The following is a 17,303-nucleotide window of genomic DNA, read 5'->3' as shown; positions in this document are numbered from 1 at the left end:
AACTTATCCCGTCGCCATCATTTGGTGAGGCTCCGGGCCGAGCAAGCTTGGTATGGCGGAATTCCACCTCGCTTCGTCGGTCATCAGCACTTACTCTGTTATGGCGGAGAGGGTGGGATTCGAACCCACGGTCCCGTTGCCGGGACGCATGCTTTCCAAGCATGTCGATTCGTCCACTCTCGCACCTCTCCGCAATTTTCGGGAACGTGATCTTAGCACGCACGTTTTCGAGCGGCAAGGTGAGCGTTTGACGCTCTTCCAATGCTTTCCTATACTGCCGAACGACCGCGGACACGTCGCATGAACATCCTCCTGAGCGTCGCCCTCGTACTGATCTTCCTCAGCGGCATTGTGCTTGCGCTGCCGTTCTTCGTCGATCTGGGACCGTATCAACATCACCTCACGCCGTTGATCGAGAAAGCGTTGAACCGCAAGATCCAATTCCAAAGCCTTCGGCTGACAATATGGCCCAGGTTCGGAGTACGTGCGAATGGTTTTGCGGTCTTGGATGATCCGTCATTCAACGCGGCCCGGTTCGCCTCACTCAGCTCTCTGGACGTCGGCTTCAAGCTTCTCCCGCTGCTGGGGGGCGAGATCGACGTCGAGCAGATCATTCTGCGCGATCCGGTCATGACCATCGTCAAGCGCAAGGACGGCGTGTGGAATCTGTCGACCCTCGGCCCCGCGGCTTCTCCCTCCGCGGGACACCCCACGACGGAACCATCGCACGCGCACGACCCCTTGCAGGTGCTCGGACTCTTTGCCGTCGACCGGGTCATGATCTCGGGCGGGCGGCTGATCTACCGCGATGAATCGGTCAATCCGCCGGCGGAACATCGCCTGGAAGATATGACGTTGCTCACGACATCTGTTCGGCTCGGTCAGACTCCGACCGTACATCTGGCCGGAACCCTTCGACCTCAAAATCTCTCCGTCGGGCTCGATGGCCATTTCGGACCGCTCGTCGAGACTCTCGACATGAACCGCTTCGATTTCACCGCGAACATCGGCACACTCGGGTTTGCATTGACGGGGACACTGACCGATCGGACCCTGCATCTCACGGCTTCATCGGAGTCCATCACGACCACGGATTTACCGGTGCGTCTTCCCCTGGCCAAGCCGGTGGAGATCAGGAACGTGCTCGCGGTGGCCAAAATTTCCTTTCCACTGAAACAGGGCGTCTCCGCCTTAGAGATGGCGGACCTCCCGGATATCCGTATGGACGTCGTCATGGGACGATCGACGGCGCAGGTGACGGGCACGGTCCTCGACGGCCTGGCAACCATCGCCGTCGCATCCTCCTCGATCACCACAGAAGACCTGCCGATCGAGATCAACCTTCCGAAATCGATCAACCTGACCAATCTCCAGGCTGCCGCCCAAGTCACCGCTCAGGACGCCCGACTCTTGCGTCTGACCTTCGACGTCTTCGAAGGCCGAGTTTTCGCACAGGGACGCCTCGGCACGTCCGAAGCAATACCGCCGTTCAACGGCTCCGTTGCGGCACACCGTATCCAGCTCGGGCGGGTTCTCGAGGCAATCCGCCCGGGATCTGCGATCGCCGTGAGCGGCACGGCGAACATGGATCTGGCCGTCTCCGGTCGTGGATTGTTACAGTCCGACCTGCACCGCGCGCTGGAAGGGAGCGGACGCCTGGATGTCCAGAACGGGCGATTCGACGGCATCAATCTGACACGCGAGCTCGAGACGTTGTTCCATGTGGTCGGCCTCTCGGCCGAGAACCTCAGCTATACGCCGTTCTCCGCAGTTGAATCGGACGTTCTTATCAAGAGCGGAATCGTCCGGGCGCGTAACCTGCGTATGGACGGACAGGATGTTCACGTGGCAGGCGGCGGAACCGTCAGTTTTGATGCTGCGGTGAATCTCGGGTTGAACGTACAGCTCTCCCGATCGCTAAGCCGGCGGATTGCGCACGGCTCGACGTTCGGCAGGCTTGCAATGAAGGAGGGTCGGATCGTGCTTCCGGTCATCGTGGCCGGGACCCTCCGGGATCCCTCGCTCGAATTGGACATGAAAGCCTTGACCGGAACGGTCCAGACCCAGGTGGAGGACACGGTAAGAGCAACCGTCAAAGGACTCTTGGACGGTACCGTGAAACCGCAGGACTTGCAACAACAAGGGCAGGAGCTCCTGAACGAGCTCTTCGGCCGCTAAGGAGGCACGCGATGGTGGTCATGGAGTCGCTTACCCAATATGCCGTGCGATACGGCTTGCATGCGATTGTCGCCGTCGGAATTTTCGCCGTCGGAGTCATGGTCGCGCGATGGGCCGGGAATTTGGCGAAACGGCAGCTTGAACGCCACACGCTCGAGCCGCCGGTCAGGCTGCTGCTGGTGAGGGTTGTCCGAATCATCGTCCTGCTGTTCACGACGGTCATCGCGCTTGAGGCGCTCGGCGTGCCGATCGCGCCCCTGATCGCCGGCATCGGCGTCGCCGGCGTGGGGATCGGACTCGCGCTCCAAGGCGTGCTCAGCAACGTCATGGCCGGGCTCTCCATCATCTTCACGAAACCATACCGGGTCGGCGAGCACATCTCGCTGCTAGGAGTACACGGTGACGTCGTCATGATCGACATCTTTTCCACCGTCCTCATGCATTCTGATCGCTCCCGGGTGATCATCCCGAATCGGAAAATCATCGGAGAGATTCTTCACAATTTCGGTACGATCCGCCAAATGACTCTCACGGTCAATATCGCCTACACGGCGGATGTGGACCGGGCATTGGCCATCACGCGGGAAATCCTCCAGCGCCACCCCAAGATTCTGAAGGATCCGGCTCCGGAAGTCGGCGTCAGCGTGCTCGGCCAGCCGGCCGTGACGATCTCCATTCAACCCTGGACGGCCGTCGTCGACTACGGGTCGACCCAGGGAGAGGTCAACAAGATCGTGATGGAACGATTTCGCGCCGCGCAGATCGACTTTGCTCCTTCTGCTCCTGCACCACGGGCCTAGCCGACGATCATTGCCGTTGCAATCCGTGAAGAGGAGGCAATTCGTCCGGTGTCACGGCATGACTGTATTCGGAGGAGGTGCGCCTACGTGAATGCCTGAAGGGTTTTCCATGCAGAACCTACGCGCGGCAAAAACTTCCCTAAGCAGTTTCAACAAACGAGTGCGTCCCTGTGGTACTGACTTTGCTCATCGACGTTCCCCCGTGCGGTCTAAATTATTGCCAAGACGTGGAGATTCGGTTATACACCTAGGTCTCGCTCCAGTTGATTTCAACCGGCAATTCTCGCAATCGGCCCAACCGGAAGACGGCCCACAGGGCTTAAAGGAAATTTTGACTTCATGCGACGTCCTTCGATTCTGAACGCCTGCACAGTCGTTCTGGTGATCTGGCTGACCTTTCCGTTTGTGGCGCATGCCGCGGACACGGAGGCGGCCGCCGGTCCCCCGGCCCCGGTTCCGATCGATATCGTGACCTTGAAGGACGGCAGCGTTCTCTATGGCGAGGTCATCGAAATGACCGAGGGAACCCTGCACCTGAAGACCGTGGACAGCGCCGACAAGGCATTCAAGGTCAAGTGGAGTGAAGTCTCCAAGCTTACCGTGACCCATCCTCTTCCGTTCCATCTGAAAGAGGGCACGATTTTGGTGGGCACGACTCAAGCGGATAAGGACGGGTTCCTTCTCCTCAAGGTCGAGTCGCTGGCCGACCCCCTGACCATTCCCGTCGGATCGGTTGCATCCATCAATCCCCTCGTCCAGCCGCCGGTTATCTTCGTCGGAGCGGTCACCGCCGGTATTTCGACGGCAAACGGAAACACCAATTTTCAGAACGCCAGTTTCCTCCTTGACCTGACCGGGCGCAGTGAAAAGCTCCGGCTCCTCCTGAACGGCCGGTACGTCTACAACGAGAACGACGGGCAACTGGCCGCCCGCAACGCGAGAGGCACGATCAAGCTCGACTTCTTTTTCACCAAACGCTTTTATGCCTTCACGAGCGCGTACTTCGAACAGGATACGTTCCAGGATTTGAACCTCCGAACCGCGCTGGCGACCGGCCCAGGCTATCAATTCATCGATCTCGGCGATTTTTCCGGCCCGTACTTCAAAGACATGTCCCTCTCCGGCGAATTCGGCGTGAGTTATTTCAATGAAGATTTCAAAAATCTCCAGGACCAGTCCTCCGTGCGCGGCCGAGGCTCTTTGAGATTCAACTGGCCCATGCTCGATGAGCGGGTCGTGCTGTACCATTTCGACGAATTTTTCCCTTCATTCCAGAATAGTAAGGATTATTACCTCACGATGGACCAAGGCATCCGGTTGAAGCTCATCGAGGGGTTCGTCGCCAACCTGCAGTTCACTTATCGGTACAACAACACTCCACCACCCGGCGTCCAAAGTACCGATACGCTGTACCTCATCACATTCGGTTACAATTTCGACACGACTCGGCGGCGTTGAGTTTCACTAAACGTCTTTCCTCATCATTCGAACAAGGAGGGTTCCGATGTTGAAAGAATTTCGGGATTTCGCGATGAAAGGCAACGTGCTCGATATGGCCATCGGTGTCATTATCGGAGGCGCCTTCGGAAAGATCGTTTCATCGCTGGTCAGCGACATCCTGATGCCGCCCATCGGTCTGCTGATGGGAAAAGTTGATTTTTCCAGCCTGTTCCTGACCCTGTCTGGGACTCCGCAGCCTTCCCTGGTCGCAGCCAAGGCCGCAGGAACACCGACTCTCAATTACGGAGTGTTTCTCCAGACTGTGCTGGACTTTCTCATCGTCGCTTTCGTGATTTTTCTGCTGGTGAAACAGGTCAATCGCTTCAAGAAGGACGCTCCGCCGGCCCCGCAGGCCGGTCCTACCAATGAGGAGAAGTTGTTGACGGAGATTCGGGACGCCATAAAGAACCAGCGGCATTGACTACGATGCCATCCCGAATCCCATGTCGGCAGGGAACCGCCCCCTCCCGCCGTGCAGGGCTGCTACCGTGCCCGTTTGTCTCGAAGAGGGGCCATCCATAAAGCCAAGGAGGGTTCAATGCAACGTGAGAGATTGCTAGCGATCATTTTGGGACTGCTTGTCACCGTCTGGGCGGCCAACGACACCGGTGCGGAGTGGTACAACCAGGAGGAGGCGCCGAACGACACCAGCAGCCGCGCGCTCAACGAAATGAGGGCCAAAGGCAAAGTGGCGGCCCCCGCCGAGGATCCGCGAAATCTTCGCATCGCCGAACTGGAGCGCATGGTGGCGGAGCGCGACAAGGAAATCGCCAGGCTGAGAGAACTCTCGGGCGACGTGAACCAGGCCAAGGGTCGGAGCAGCGATTTGGAACGTCAGTTAGCCGAACGCGACCGGATGCTCACTGACCGCGATCGCGAGTTGGCCACGCTCCGTTCGGGCGCGGGCGATTCCGAAAAGATGGCTCAACAACTGTCCTCGACGCAGCGGGAGCTCGAACTTTCCAGAACCCATACCGCAGATCTCGAAAGACAAATGAGCGGCCTCTCGGCCTCGTCCGGAGCCGAGATTGCCGCACTTCAGGCGGGCGCTGGCGACAGAGACAAGCTGGCTGCCGAGCTGGCGGCCTCGAAACAACGGACGGCGGAGCTTGAAGCGCAATGCGCGGCCCTCGGAAGCGCCGCAGGCGAGAAAGACAAGCTCACGGCAGAACTGGCTGCGGCCAAGCAGCAGACGGCCAATCTGGAGAAGCAATTGGCGGATCGGGATCGGGAACTCGCGGGACTTCGCGGGGACCTCTCGGCAGAAATGGCAAAGCTGAAGGAAGCCGAACGCGGCCTGATCCGGGCGCTCAGGCCTCAAATCGACAAAAAGAATATCACGGTCGATTTGAACAACGAGCGGCTTCTCATTAATCTGGCCTCCGGTTATCTCTTCGATTCCGGCGATGATCGACTCAAGCCGGACGGAACAGAGGCGTTGAAACAAGTCGGGGCGATTCTGAAGGAATTCCCCGAATATAAGGTCTCGGTGGACGGCCATACGGACAATCGGCCTATCCGCGGCGCGCTGAAGAACAAATTTCCTTCCAACGTTGAACTGTCCGAAGCGCGGGCACGGAATGCCGCCGAGGCGTTGTCGAGCGGTGGATTCTCCGGAGCATCCACGGCCGGCTATTCCGACACCAGACCGGTGGCTCCCAATACCACCGATGCCGGACGAGCCCAGAACCGACGGGTGGAAGTCCGTGTGACGAGATAACGGATGTCGTTGCGGAAGCAGGAGCCTTCCCAAGACGGTTCCTGCTTCCCTGCTACATTGCGCAATTGCCGCGATCCGCAGCACCAGGATTGGCATCTCCCTGTAACGTCGTCAGGATTTTAAAGTGGCCCAGTCCAAGCTCCCGCCCGTAGGCCTCTCCGACGAGAACGTCCTGAACGTGTTGATGGTCCGAGGCGCGAAACACCGATTGACCTTCCTTGAGCCCATCGAATTGGTGTCCCTCTAATGCCTTGATGACAGCCGCCGTCTCGGTCGAACCAGCTCGGTGAACGGCCTCTAAAATCTGCGTCATGGCGGCATAGCCCAGATAACAGCGCGAGGTCGGCGTGTGATTGTACTTGTCGACCACCGCCTGGATGAAACGCCTGGAACTTTCGGTCTTGATCTTCGGGTCCCAGATCAAGCCCCATATACCCGCATTGTTGGCATAACCCAATGGTCGCCCGATTTGCTCGCCGCTGATCAGGCCGCCGAGCCCAATCTTCTCCTTAGCCAGATCGAGCTTTCCATAATCCTTCAGCGCGTTCACGAGATCCCATCCGTAAAGATTGAGAATGATGGCCGTCGGATTTTTTGACCTTGCCGTCGTCAGCGCGGCCGTGTAATCGCTGGTCCCGAACGGCAGCACGGTTTCGCCCACAAATTGGACATTGCGTGGCTTTGCCGCATCGACGACGGCCTGCGCCGCGATTTTCCCGTCCAGCGTGTTCGCCGTGATCATGAACCACTTGGCTCCATAGGCCTTGATCACCTCGGGAACCACCGCTTCAGCAAGCATCCTGGCATGGGGCATGAAAACGAATGTATGAGGGTTGCAGGCTTCCCCCGTCAACTCCGGCAGGCAGGCACCCGTGACCATGAACAGCTTGTGCTCTCGATGGGCTAGGGCACTGACGGCAAGCGCGCAATCGCCATTGAAGGTGCCCATCAAGAAATCCACCTGATCTTCACGGATGAATTTGGTCGCTGCCTTGACCGCCGTATCGGCATTGGATGCATCGTCTGCCTCAAGGAGCATCACCGGCCTCCCGATCACACCGCCGTTTTTGTTGAAGAGATCGACAGCGACATTGGCACCATGCACATCATGAATCGAGGAGGTCTTGTATGGGCTGGACAACGGATCGAGGATTCCGATCTTGATCGGCTCAGCCGCCCATGCCGTACCACTGCATCGGGAGTGGTCGGATGTCCGGACAGCCCATTCGCCTGATATGATCGTGAAGCTGGTCAACGCCGAAAGTTGCAAGAACCCCCTGCGGGAAACATTGGCCATTGAACCCTCCTTCATCTGCCTCGGCCCCTATCGATTCCGGAGCCGAGCCGGATCTCAGGCTGTTCTATTGTTTTGTATCCTCTGCCGTGGGAAGGGAGAGAGCTGAAACAGGCAACTTCCGACCGGTGGATTTCCGGACCCACCTGAATAAGCCACACCAAGCAACAAACGGAAGCATGGCTTGATCACGGTCGGTCCTGATGGATTACGGTGCTGCTGGGTAACAAGGAGGGCATCTCACTCTGGACTCAGTTTAGAGCATCGGTCGTCCTATTACGAATGGACGGAATGAGTCTCCGCTGAGCTGTACTGGTCCTCGGTATAGACCTGCTTAATCGCCCAGAACACCGCTTCTTTGAGCTTCTTCATCTTGGGATCTACGGGGTCCTGCCGGATCTTTTGGAGTTTCTTATCAAGTTCGAAGAGTGGCTGGACCGACCTGCGGTCCGGTACTCTCCCCAGCGCCCATGCGATTTCGGTCTGCACAGTGATGTCGACGCCCGGCGCGTCCAACATTTCCAACAGCGGCAGCACGACCGATGAATCGTTATGTGTATTTCCCAGATCTCCCAGACCTTTAGCGGCAGCGGCCTGCAATTCCGGCTGCTTGGAATGTTTCAAAATGTCGACAAGAACCGGGATACCCTCCTTTCCCATATTCCCCAGCGCCACCGCCGCCTGCTTGGAAAGATCCTTGTCCTTGAGTGCGGCTTTGAGCTTTGGAAGCGCCTCATCCGCCTGCATGTCCCCTAGGAGAGAAATGATCTTGAGTTTTCGAATCTGCGGAGTGTCCGGCGCGTCCAACAGCTTGAGGAGCCGGTCGAGTTGCCCCCATTCTGCTGCCAGCAGCACAGGGAAATCGTATTGGTTTAGCTTCTCCTTGAGATTCGCCATGGCAAAAACTGCTGGATCACCGGCATTGGTGGCTTGCGCGGCTGACACAGAATCCTCGAAGCTCGCCCGCACTTCCTTTTGCCACTTGATCTTCATGTCGCCCAGCACATAGGTCAATTGGCATGCTGGCCCCTTCCACAACCGCGAGGGAGCATCGGGTAAGTCTGCATCCCCGCCGGCCGTGGTCGTACCTTCCCAGGTTTTTCGTTGTTCGCACTTGACCTTGAAGAACACATCGTTGGGCTTGCTGGCATCCCCGACCGTCTGATACCCCAATTCACTGAGTCGCTGCGCAACAAGTTCCGCGATCGGCGCCGCCTCGATAGGTCCTTTGTCGGACAGCATCAAGACCTCGACACGTACCGTCTGAATTTTCTCGAGTTGGGCCTTTTGTTCGGCGGTAAAAGAATCCCGGTAGGCGGGCGAGCTCGATGGAGCGACAAGACACAGAAGAAGGGATGCCGTCGTCAGGGCAACATATGAAACCACACGCATGGCGCACCTCTTCAGAGGAATTGCCTGCCGATGAACGACGCCTCTAAAGATTATACCCATTCTGCTGGGCTCCGCAAACCCCGATTGCGAGGAATGGCATCGGTTCGGATATGCCGTAGGCCGGTCCCGGCTCCAAAACCCTTAATAACGGGGACCGCCACGGAGGTACCGATATCGGGGGCGCTTTACGAAATCTCCTTACTGCCCGGCCCCCATACATACCGATTGCCCCGCAGGAGTATGGGTTGACAGTTGCATATGTCCAACGGTACAAAATACCGGCAGGAGCGTGTAATTTCGCCTGTTTGCTGACTCGGTTTGACCGAACTCCGGGACTCCCCGCCGTGCGAGAGTGGCGGAACTGGCAGACGCGCGAGACTTAGGATCTCGTGGGTAACCGTGGGGGTTCGAGTCCCCCCTCTCGCACCAGGATCAAGTCCAAAAACACCTTTGCCCGGCGTTCTCAATCGAGAACACAAGACGGCACGGAAGAGAGAAGGATTGAATGCAGCCCATGAAAATGGAAATGACCGAGTTGGGGCCGATGAAACGAGCCCTTAAGATTGAAGTGCCAATAGAAGAGGTCGCGCAACGGTTCGCCCAGGCTTATAAGGAACTGAATCGACAGGTGCACATGCCCGGATTCCGTCCCGGAAAAGCGCCGCTCGCGTTGCTGGAAAAGCGCTATGCCAAAGCCATTGAGGATGACGTCATTCGATCCCTTGTTCCTGATTTTTACGACCGTGCCGTCCGACAGGCGGGCATCTCACCGGTCCTCGTGGAAATCCCGCCTCTGGAACGCGTCAAGATCAAGAAGGACGCTCCTTTTACCTTCACCGCCACCGTTGAGATCAAGCCGACGATCGACCTGCGTGACTATAAGGCTCCGAATCCGATCTCATTGAAGCCAGACAAACGTAGCGTGACGGACGAGCAGGTCGCCAAGGGCATGGACGTTCTGCGGGAACAACATGCCCGACTCGACGCGGCTCCGGCCGGCCATCGAGTCGCGGAAGGGGATTTCGTCGTGCTGTCGCTGTCCGGCCATCTGGATGGCCAACCGCTTGAAGGCACCAAGAAGGAGGGGCATTTGCATCGGGTCGGTTCGAAAGCCACGCTGTTGGGCCTGGAGGTTGACCCTCACCTCCTCGGCAAGACGGAGGGAGAGAGCATCACGCTTTCGCAGCCGTATCCCGCCAGCCACCCGGATTCCCGCGTGGCCGGCAAAACCGTCGTCTTTACGCTCGTGGTGAGCGCCGTAAAGGTCAAGAAGCTGCCCGATCTCGACGACGAGCTCGCCAAAGATTGCGGGGCATACGCGTCTCTGGCCGAACTCACGGACCGGCTGCGCGGCGAAATGGAGAAAGCGCTGAAGCGCGAAGTTGAGGAACAGCACAAAGACACGATCATCAAACGCCTGGTTGAAACCCATCACTTCGACCTGCCCGATACTCTCGTTGAGCGTGAATTGGAGGCGATTATCCGGCAACACGTTCAACAGCAGCAGCGTGCAGGGAACGATACCTCGGGCGCGGAGACGGTCGATCCCACGCAACTCCGCCAACAAAATCGCGATGAGGCCATGCGCCGGGTCAAGGTCGGTTTGATCCTCGAAGCGATCGCCGAGAAGGAAAAGATTGCCGTCAGTCAAGAAGATGTCAATGGGGAGCTTGTCCGTCTTGCCCACGAGCTCAAGATCCCTCAGAGCGACCTGGTCAAGATGATCCAGGCCGGCGGCCAGGATTCCCTGGCAGAATTGCGGGCGCGGATTCTCGCCGAAAAATCTCTGGATTTCGTCTATCGCAACGCTGTGATCCAAGGCTAGCCGCCCGCGGGCGAGCGCCGCGAGACCGTCCGGACCACTGAAAGGAAGAACCTGCATGCTAGTTCCTATCGTCGTCGAGCAAACGAACAGAGGCGAGCGCGCCTACGATATCTACTCCAGACTCTTGAAAGACCGCATCATCTTCCTCGGAGCGCCGATTGACGACGTCTTTGCCAACCTGATCATCGCCCAGTTGCTGTTTCTGGAGGCCGAAGATCCCGAAAAGGACATCAATCTCTATGTCAATTCGCCCGGCGGCAGCGTCACGGCCGGCCTCGGCATTTACGACACGATGCAGTACGTCAAACCGCCGATCAACACGATCTGCCTCGGACAGGCTGCCAGCATGGGCGCGCTGCTGTTGACTGCAGGCACCAAAGGGAAGCGGTTTGCCTTGCCGAACGCCCGGGTGATGATCCATCAGCCGTTGGGCGGCTTCCAAGGCCAGGCCACCGAGATAGACATTCACGCCAGAGAAATTCTGAAGATCCGGGAACGCCTGAATGAAATCATGGCAAAGCACACGGGTCAGCCCATCGAAAAAATCGCGCTCGATACGGAGCGTGATTATTTCATGTCCGGAGAAGAAGCCAAACGATACGGCCTCATCGATGAAGTCATCACTCGTGCCCCCAAGGCGCTCAAGTCGGTTGGCGGAACCGACAAGGACGGCACCAAGGACAAATAGCCGGTATCGGCTCAGGAGGACGCATGGCCAAGCAGGAAAAGATGGATCGGCATTTGCGATGTTCGTTTTGCGGCAAAAGTCGCGACGAGGTGCGCAAATTGATCGCGGGGCCGACCGTGTACATCTGCGACGAATGCGTCAATCTTTGCAACGACATCATTGCGGAGGACTGGGAAGAAGCCAAGGAAGAGATCTCCTCCAAACTCAAAAAACCAGCGGAAATCAAGCACCATCTTGACCAATATGTGGTGGGGCAGGAACGGGCGAAGCGTATTCTCTCCGTCGCCGTGCACAATCACTACAAGCGCATCTCCGCCAAGGAAAAAGACGTCGACGACGTCGAACTTCAGAAGGGCAACATCCTCATGGTCGGCCCTACGGGAACGGGCAAGACCCTCCTGGCACAAACATTGGCGAAGTATCTGGACGTTCCGTTCACGCTGGCCGACGCCACCACACTGACCGAAGCCGGCTACGTCGGCGAAGACGTCGAAAACATCATCCTGAAACTCCTTCAGGCCGCCGATTATGACGTCGAACGGGCAGAGAGAGGCATCGTCTACATCGATGAGATCGACAAGATCAGCCGGAAGAGCGACAGCCCTTCGATTACCCGGGACGTCTCGGGCGAAGGCGTGCAGCAGGCGCTGCTCAAACTGATCGAGGGAACCGTGGCCAATGTCCCTCCGCAAGGCGGACGGAAACATCCCCATCAGGAGTTCATACAGGTCAACACGAGCAATATCCTGTTCATTTGCGGAGGAGCCTTCGTCGGACTCGAGCAAATTATCGAACAGCGTCTGAACAGAAAATCAATGGGGTTCGGCGCCGAAATCCGGAGTCGAGGCGAGGTCCGGCTCGGTGAGCTGTTCGAGCAAGTTCAACCGGAGGATTTCCTGAAATACGGCCTGATCCCGGAGTTCGTCGGCCGCCTTCCGGTCGTGGCCACGCTGGACGAGTTGGACGAACGCGCCCTGATCCGCATCCTGACGGAGCCAAGGAACGCCCTGACCAAGCAATACGAAAAACTCCTGTCCTTTGAAAAGATCAAGCTCAAATTCACAGAGGGCGCCCTCGGCGCCGTTGCGCGGAAGGCCTTTACGCAGAAAACCGGCGCACGGGGTTTGCGGGCCATCTTGGAAGAGGTCATGCTGGACGTGATGTACGACGCGCCGTCTCAAAAGCAAATCAAGGAAGTCCTCATTACGGAGGATGCGATCCTGGGCAAACACGCGCCAATCCGAATTTTTGATCAGGACAAGGACGCCAAAACAGCCTGAGCACGGCTTCTCTCGTCCCTTCTCGAGTCTTCTGAGCCCGATCAGCCGAGGCGTTTTTCCGCTCCCACCCCGACCCCGACCGACCGCCTTTGAATAAGTGTGCGGTTTTCCTCGACAAAGGGAAACGCTGCGCTATACTTGCGCTGTACTGCCCACTCTGGGGGGAAGCCGTGAAGTATCAGGTCGTGTCAAGCCTCAGGCACAAAGGGAAGACGATCGAGATGGATGCAGCCCGCGAGATCGTCACGCTGCTGGCCATCAACGGTGAACCGATGGGCAATCTCTCCTGGGATTTCGTGATCGACCAGATTCTTGCGTACAGAAAACCGCCGGCTACACGAGAGTCGCGTTCCGAACCGCGAGTGACCCTGTCGTTTCGCGTGAAGTACAAAACGCCAGAAGGACAGCATTTCGAAAGCCGAGCCGGCGGGATCGGAGGTGGGGGCCTCTTCATCGAGAGCCTCACTCCCCTGGCCGTCGGCACGATACTCGCCATGGAGTTCTCTCTACCGGAAAAGCCTCATGAATGGCTGCCGGCCAAGGGGCTCGTCGCATGGGTCTGCCCGAAAGCCGATCAATATACCTTCAGCCCGGGAATGGGCGTCCGGTTCACCGAAATCGCCCCAGACATCCGGAACCGCGTTGTGGATCTTGTGAAAAGCATTCAGCATGTCGGCAAACCGGCCGCCTGACCGAGTCAGGATCCGCCGCGCTTCAATCGTCTAGCCGAAGGACCGAGGCGATGAAATTTCCGGTCACAATGACAGCGGGACATGACGGGGCAATCCTCGAAGTCGATGCCGATCAGGAGTCGATCTCGCTGCATGATCAGCACGGCGAATTGCTCGGCACCCTGAGCTGGCAGGAAATCATCGAACGCATTGTGGCCACTGACGATGCCCAGCGATTTGCCCATGCCCGAGCTCATGCGCGCGCACCCCTGGCCGTCAAAGTTCGCTATACCACGCCGGAGGGAAAACAATACGACAGTCTGACGGGCGGGATCGGCGGAGGCGGCTTGTTCATTGAAAGCAGCACACCGCTGGCACCGGGCACTGAATTGGCTGTGGAATTTACCCTGCCCGACCGTCCCTGGGCCAAGCATACGGCGAAAGCCAAAGTCGCCTGGACCCGAAACAAACCCGAGCGTTTCCTGCTTTTTCCTGGGATGGGTGTTCAGTTCACGGATATCGACGATCAAGCCCGGAAAGAGCTCGTCGAATTGGTGGCCGCCCTGAATCGGTCACGCGTCATGTAGGCGTACGCTCCGCCCGCGTGAACACACGCCTGAGACCACGCAGCACCCGTCGTCGCACCCACCCGGTGTAGGGGACGCCACGGAAACCACCGGCACACCCGCGGCCCATACCCCGGATCCCAATCACACCGATTTGGATGGGTCTTCCTGAACGGCAGGGAGTTCCTTGGCGGATTCGATCGACTGCTGCAGTTCCTTCTGCGCCGCATCCATTTCTGCTTGAATCGTTCGCATCTCAGGATCGACTGAATTGCGTACGTCCGCTACGGCTTGTTTAAATGTCCGCAAGGCATCCCCCAAGCCCTCACCCAAGCTTTGCATATCAGCCGGCGAGACACCAGCGGGCTGCGCCGCCTTGGCCTTCATGGCCGCTTGCTGCGCCTGAACACGAGCCACCGCATCCTTGTTCACAACAGCCGACGGCCGTTTGGCCGCTACCGGCTTCTGCTGGGCCGTCGGGGGAAGCGGCGGGTACTGAGCCCGCATCACCGGCGCGGGCGTTGCCGCCCGTTCTTCCATGGACGGCGGACCTTGCCCTACGTTGGCTCCGGACGCCGGCGAGGAAGATTTCGGCGCGGTCGAATGCACCTGCGGCCCCATGTTGTACATCGCGGCCGCAGTAGTCCCCGGGGTCAATTCAGGACCCGGTGTATAGGGGGCCGTCGGTTTCGGCTGAGGAGAAACGACTTGAGGATTCGCCGGCGCTTGCACCGGGGGACCATCGGCCTGAACCGGCGGTGGGGGTGCTTGATCGGAGAGCGTCGCCTCCGGAGGAGGAATGTCGTGGACTTCCTTTTTAAATCCTTTGAGGGCTTTGCCGACGCCTTCACCGATTTGAGGAAGCTTCCCGGCTCCAAAGATGATGAGTACGATGACCAGGATGATGATCAATTCCGAAATGCCCATGGTCCCGAACATAGTGTCGTCCTTTGTTTGGCGCCCAAAGAAACCCTATGTAAACATTCACTCTATAGGCCGGTCGGATGTGCTGTCAAGGAAGCGGTCCGCGCGGGGATTCGTCACAACAGCGGCGACAGCTCTTCCTGCAGGGGAAGTCCGAAGACCAGCGCTTCTCTCTCGGACAGATAGACATCGAGTTCGCTTCTGATGCCAAACTCCCCGGGAAGATAGATCCCGGGCTCGATGGAAAAACACGTGCGCGGGATGAGTCGGCGCGTATCCTGTGTCTCGAGGCCGTCGATATTCGCGCCGTTGCCGTGCACCTCCTCGCCGATGGAATGCCCCGTACGGTGGAGGAACTGCGCGCCATAGCCGGCCGTCTCAATGACCCGCCGGCACACATGGTCGACTTCCCATCCGAAGGGATGCACTCCGGCCGCCAGTTGGGCGCGCACAAAATTCACTGCCGCGTCTCGGCCCTGCCTGACGAGACCGAAGACCGAACGATGCTTGTCCGGAACGCTGCGGCCGGCAAATGCCGTCCATGTGATGTCCGCGTAGACCGATCCCGCCGTCGTGCGTTTGGCCCAAAGGTCGATCAGCACCAGATCATCCCGCCTGATGACGGCGGACCCCGACGGGCCCGGGCCGTAATGCGGATCGGCACTGTGCGCATTGACCGCGGCAATCGGCGCGCTCGAGGTCGTCATATCCGCCTCGCGGATCCGACCGAGAATGAATTGCTGTACGTCGAACTCGGTCAGGATGCGTCCCGCGACCAACGTTTCTCGAACATGCGCAAAAGCCTCATCGACGATCCGTCTGAGCGCCGTCGCCGCATACTGGTGAGACTCCAGCTGCGCATCCGTCCAGACCGCCTCAAATGTTTGGATCAAATCCCCGGAGCTCGCAACCTCGACCCCAAGGCTCTCGACGAGTTCGACGGTTCCCGCGTCGACCCGGGACACATAGGGCACGGCGTTCATCGGAGAATATTGCATCACGATTCGCCGCCGTCCCTCCAGGATTCGGGCAAGCAATTCACGCTGCTCATCCCAGGACACATACAGATGGGACTCCCCGGGCAATGGATCCAATACGTGCGGCTCGATACGATGCAGAAGCTTTTGCGGGGGACCTTCGGCAGGAATCCAGTAATACCACCGCCTCGTGACATGGGTCGCGGGATCGAGCAGCAGAATGCGGTAGCTGAGCGGATCGCTGCCTCGAAAGTCATAGAACAGCCAACCGTCAGCGTTCCCGGCCTCTTTCAGCGCCAGCTGAACGGCTCGCACACGATCCAGGTGAATCTGATCGATCACGCCTCGCATCTTATCGTCGAGTCCGACGAGCCGTCAACGAAGCCACGGTGAACCGGTACGACATGCTACAATGCCCCATGCAGGCCGATTCCTCCGCCGACTCAGCTCAATATCGTGTGACGTTGTTCTTCGGGCCGGAACCGGTCGAAGCGCATCCGTCCACTCAGGCCTGCGTCTTCAACGTCAAGAAGCGCAGTTGGAAAGGCGGCATTCAGGTGCTCGTAGAAGCAACCGAAGCCCAAATTGACGCAAGCCGTACCTCCATACACTTTTCCCAGTGGCTCACCGAAGCCTTAGGCGACGCGACGGGAGAAGAACGCGCCGCGCAAGAAGCACGAGCCAGTGAGCTGTTCGTCCAAGCACTCTGCCGCTGCCGTCTCGACCGGTTGTTGCAGGCCGGCATCACCCAGGAGAACCAACGCCTTACAGCCGACGCATGGAATGCGCAAGAGCACGCCGACCTTATCAAGCGTCGCGACTTTATCAGAGCCTACGTCGCGGCCGAAATGGACCTTCAGCCCGGAGATCCGACTCCTACCTGAAACGCCTCATCTCCTAGAGCAGGGGGGTTGCATTCACAGGGGGATTTGTTATAACCCACAGGAACATGCATATGTCCGGGCCTTCAGGCATTACCGTTCGTAGCCCATATCATTCAGTTGAAGAAGGAGGGCCTTCCGTGAACTGCTATTCGTCTTCATTGACCGCTTTCCCCGTATCGTTTAGATCAAAACTCATGACCCTGACCATGGTGCTCGCATTTTGGGTGGTCGCCGTCGTTGCGCCCGCTTGGAGTCAAGAAGCCACGCCGCCGCCTCCGTCATCAGAAGGTGGAAATGCGTCAAGTGCCGGCATAGGAGTGCTCTCCGGCTTAAGCACCCTTCTTTACCTGCCGGTGAAGACCGCGTTCGCCATCGGCGGTGGCGTCGTCGGAGGTCTGGCCTACGTGTTCTCCGGTGGAAACGAGCATGCAGCGAAGAGTATTTGGACGACCAGCATGTACGGGACATACGTCATTACACCGGAGCATCTCCGGGGCGACAAACCGATCCGCTTCCTCGGCGTGGCCGATACCGGTGATGCGTCGACTCAAGCGACCACCCCGGCCATGGACTCAGCCCCCGCAGTTGAGCCGGTTCGCTGACC

15 protein-coding genes, 2 tRNA genes and 1 pseudogene are annotated in these 17,303 nt (G+C 58.5%); 13 read left to right on the top strand and 5 right to left on the bottom strand.

What is annotated here, in order from left to right; translation table 11 throughout:
- Positions 1-101: 101 nt before the first annotated feature.
- Positions 102-191: transfer RNA gene (locus NSJP_RS06100), tRNA-Ser, on the bottom strand.
- A 70-nt stretch (positions 192-261) separates the two neighbouring features.
- Here NSJP_RS06100 and NSJP_RS06095 point away from each other — a divergent pair.
- The 5 genes and pseudogenes from NSJP_RS06095 to NSJP_RS06075 all read left to right on the top strand — a co-directional run bounded on the left by NSJP_RS06095 (position 262) and on the right by NSJP_RS06075 (position 6,198).
- Positions 262-2,178: an AsmA family protein gene (locus tag NSJP_RS06095; RefSeq protein WP_080886028.1), complete on the top strand. Its 1,917-nt coding sequence runs from the start codon at positions 262-264 to the stop codon at positions 2,176-2,178.
- An 11-nt stretch (positions 2,179-2,189) separates the two neighbouring features.
- Positions 2,190-2,978: a mechanosensitive ion channel family protein gene (locus NSJP_RS06090; RefSeq protein ID WP_080886027.1), complete on the top strand. Its 789-nt coding sequence runs from the start codon at positions 2,190-2,192 to the stop codon at positions 2,976-2,978.
- A 339-nt stretch (positions 2,979-3,317) separates the two neighbouring features.
- Complete coding sequence (locus NSJP_RS06085; protein WP_080886026.1) at positions 3,318-4,436, top strand: DUF481 domain-containing protein; 1,119 nt, start codon at positions 3,318-3,320, stop codon at positions 4,434-4,436.
- A 46-nt stretch (positions 4,437-4,482) separates the two neighbouring features.
- A pseudogene (gene mscL, locus NSJP_RS06080) lies at positions 4,483-4,881 on the top strand (large conductance mechanosensitive channel protein MscL); the annotation flags it as partial.
- A gap of 135 nt (positions 4,882-5,016) precedes the next feature.
- Positions 5,017-6,198: an OmpA family protein gene (locus NSJP_RS06075; protein ID WP_080886024.1), complete on the top strand. Its 1,182-nt coding sequence runs from the start codon at positions 5,017-5,019 to the stop codon at positions 6,196-6,198.
- Positions 6,199-6,250: 52 nt separating this feature from the next.
- Here the strand turns inward: NSJP_RS06075 and NSJP_RS06070 are convergent, their stop codons facing one another.
- Both NSJP_RS06070 and NSJP_RS06065 read right to left on the bottom strand, forming a co-directional pair.
- Positions 6,251-7,495, bottom strand: coding sequence for an ABC transporter substrate-binding protein (locus NSJP_RS06070; protein WP_172834200.1), 1,245 nt, complete (start codon positions 7,493-7,495; stop codon positions 6,251-6,253).
- Between the two features lie 273 nt (positions 7,496-7,768).
- Positions 7,769-8,884: a HEAT repeat domain-containing protein gene (locus NSJP_RS06065; protein ID WP_080886022.1), complete on the bottom strand. Its 1,116-nt coding sequence runs from the start codon at positions 8,882-8,884 to the stop codon at positions 7,769-7,771.
- Positions 8,885-9,230: 346 nt separating this feature from the next.
- Here NSJP_RS06065 and NSJP_RS06060 point away from each other — a divergent pair.
- From NSJP_RS06060 to NSJP_RS06035, 6 genes are all read left to right on the top strand, one after another.
- Positions 9,231-9,313 (top strand) — tRNA-Leu (locus tag NSJP_RS06060).
- 76 nt (positions 9,314-9,389) lie between these two features.
- Positions 9,390-10,709 (top strand): trigger factor, encoded by a 1,320-nt coding sequence (gene tig, locus NSJP_RS06055; protein ID WP_080886021.1) that lies wholly within the window; start codon positions 9,390-9,392, stop codon positions 10,707-10,709.
- 55 nt (positions 10,710-10,764) lie between these two features.
- On the top strand, positions 10,765-11,397 hold the full coding sequence (clpP, locus tag NSJP_RS06050) for an ATP-dependent Clp endopeptidase proteolytic subunit ClpP (RefSeq protein WP_080886020.1): 633 nt from the start codon (positions 10,765-10,767) through the stop codon (positions 11,395-11,397).
- A 23-nt stretch (positions 11,398-11,420) separates the two neighbouring features.
- On the top strand, positions 11,421-12,677 hold the full coding sequence (gene clpX / locus NSJP_RS06045) for an ATP-dependent Clp protease ATP-binding subunit ClpX (RefSeq protein ID WP_080886019.1): 1,257 nt from the start codon (positions 11,421-11,423) through the stop codon (positions 12,675-12,677).
- A 170-nt stretch (positions 12,678-12,847) separates the two neighbouring features.
- Entirely contained in the window at positions 12,848-13,369 is a 522-nt protein-coding gene (locus NSJP_RS06040) for a PilZ domain-containing protein (RefSeq protein WP_080886018.1), read from the top strand.
- Positions 13,370-13,419: 50 nt separating this feature from the next.
- Complete coding sequence (locus NSJP_RS06035) at positions 13,420-13,935, top strand: PilZ domain-containing protein (protein WP_172834199.1); 516 nt, start codon at positions 13,420-13,422, stop codon at positions 13,933-13,935.
- Between the two features lie 123 nt (positions 13,936-14,058).
- Here NSJP_RS06035 and tatA read toward each other — a convergent pair whose 3' ends face one another.
- Positions 14,059-14,853, bottom strand: a complete 795-nt coding sequence (gene tatA / locus NSJP_RS20060; RefSeq protein ID WP_172834198.1) for a twin-arginine translocase TatA/TatE family subunit — start codon at positions 14,851-14,853, stop codon at positions 14,059-14,061.
- A gap of 101 nt (positions 14,854-14,954) precedes the next feature.
- Entirely contained in the window at positions 14,955-16,157 is a 1,203-nt protein-coding gene (locus NSJP_RS06025; RefSeq protein ID WP_231989497.1) for a M24 family metallopeptidase, read from the bottom strand.
- A 77-nt stretch (positions 16,158-16,234) separates the two neighbouring features.
- On the opposite strand from NSJP_RS06025, the gene NSJP_RS06020 reads away from it, so the two are divergent.
- Entirely contained in the window at positions 16,235-16,699 is a 465-nt protein-coding gene (locus tag NSJP_RS06020; protein ID WP_080886015.1) for a hypothetical protein, read from the top strand.
- A 194-nt stretch (positions 16,700-16,893) separates the two neighbouring features.
- Complete coding sequence (locus NSJP_RS06015; RefSeq protein ID WP_155969932.1) at positions 16,894-17,301, top strand: hypothetical protein; 408 nt, start codon at positions 16,894-16,896, stop codon at positions 17,299-17,301.
- Positions 17,302-17,303 lie beyond the last annotated feature (2 nt).

This window comes from Nitrospira japonica (genome assembly GCF_900169565.1).
Lineage (GTDB): Bacteria > Nitrospirota > Nitrospiria > Nitrospirales > Nitrospiraceae > Nitrospira_C > Nitrospira_C japonica_A.
This window is presented reverse-complemented; position numbering and strand designations above follow the sequence as displayed.

What these genes read in the sequence shown, in the direction of transcription:
- NSJP_RS06095 (WP_080886028.1), top strand. Translation starts at nt 262, where the DNA reads ATGCTTTCCTATACTGCCGAACGACCGCGGACACGTCGCATGAACATC.
- NSJP_RS06090 (WP_080886027.1), top strand. Translation starts at nt 2,190, where the DNA reads ATGGTGGTCATGGAGTCGCTTACCCAATATGCCGTGCGATACGGCTTG.
- NSJP_RS06085 (WP_080886026.1), top strand. Translation starts at nt 3,318, where the DNA reads ATGCGACGTCCTTCGATTCTGAACGCCTGCACAGTCGTTCTGGTGATC.
- NSJP_RS06075 (WP_080886024.1), top strand. Translation starts at nt 5,017, where the DNA reads ATGCAACGTGAGAGATTGCTAGCGATCATTTTGGGACTGCTTGTCACC.
- NSJP_RS06070 (WP_172834200.1), bottom strand. Translation starts at nt 7,495, where the DNA reads ATGGCCAATGTTTCCCGCAGGGGGTTCTTGCAACTTTCGGCGTTGACC.
- NSJP_RS06065 (WP_080886022.1), bottom strand. Translation starts at nt 8,884, where the DNA reads ATGCGTGTGGTTTCATATGTTGCCCTGACGACGGCATCCCTTCTTCTG.
- tig (WP_080886021.1), top strand. Translation starts at nt 9,390, where the DNA reads ATGCAGCCCATGAAAATGGAAATGACCGAGTTGGGGCCGATGAAACGA.
- clpP (WP_080886020.1), top strand. Translation starts at nt 10,765, where the DNA reads ATGCTAGTTCCTATCGTCGTCGAGCAAACGAACAGAGGCGAGCGCGCC.
- clpX (WP_080886019.1), top strand. Translation starts at nt 11,421, where the DNA reads ATGGCCAAGCAGGAAAAGATGGATCGGCATTTGCGATGTTCGTTTTGC.
- NSJP_RS06035 (WP_172834199.1), top strand. Translation starts at nt 13,420, where the DNA reads ATGAAATTTCCGGTCACAATGACAGCGGGACATGACGGGGCAATCCTC.
- tatA (WP_172834198.1), bottom strand. Translation starts at nt 14,853, where the DNA reads ATGTTCGGGACCATGGGCATTTCGGAATTGATCATCATCCTGGTCATC.
- NSJP_RS06020 (WP_080886015.1), top strand. Translation starts at nt 16,235, where the DNA reads ATGCAGGCCGATTCCTCCGCCGACTCAGCTCAATATCGTGTGACGTTG.
- NSJP_RS06015 (WP_155969932.1), top strand. Translation starts at nt 16,894, where the DNA reads ATGACCCTGACCATGGTGCTCGCATTTTGGGTGGTCGCCGTCGTTGCG.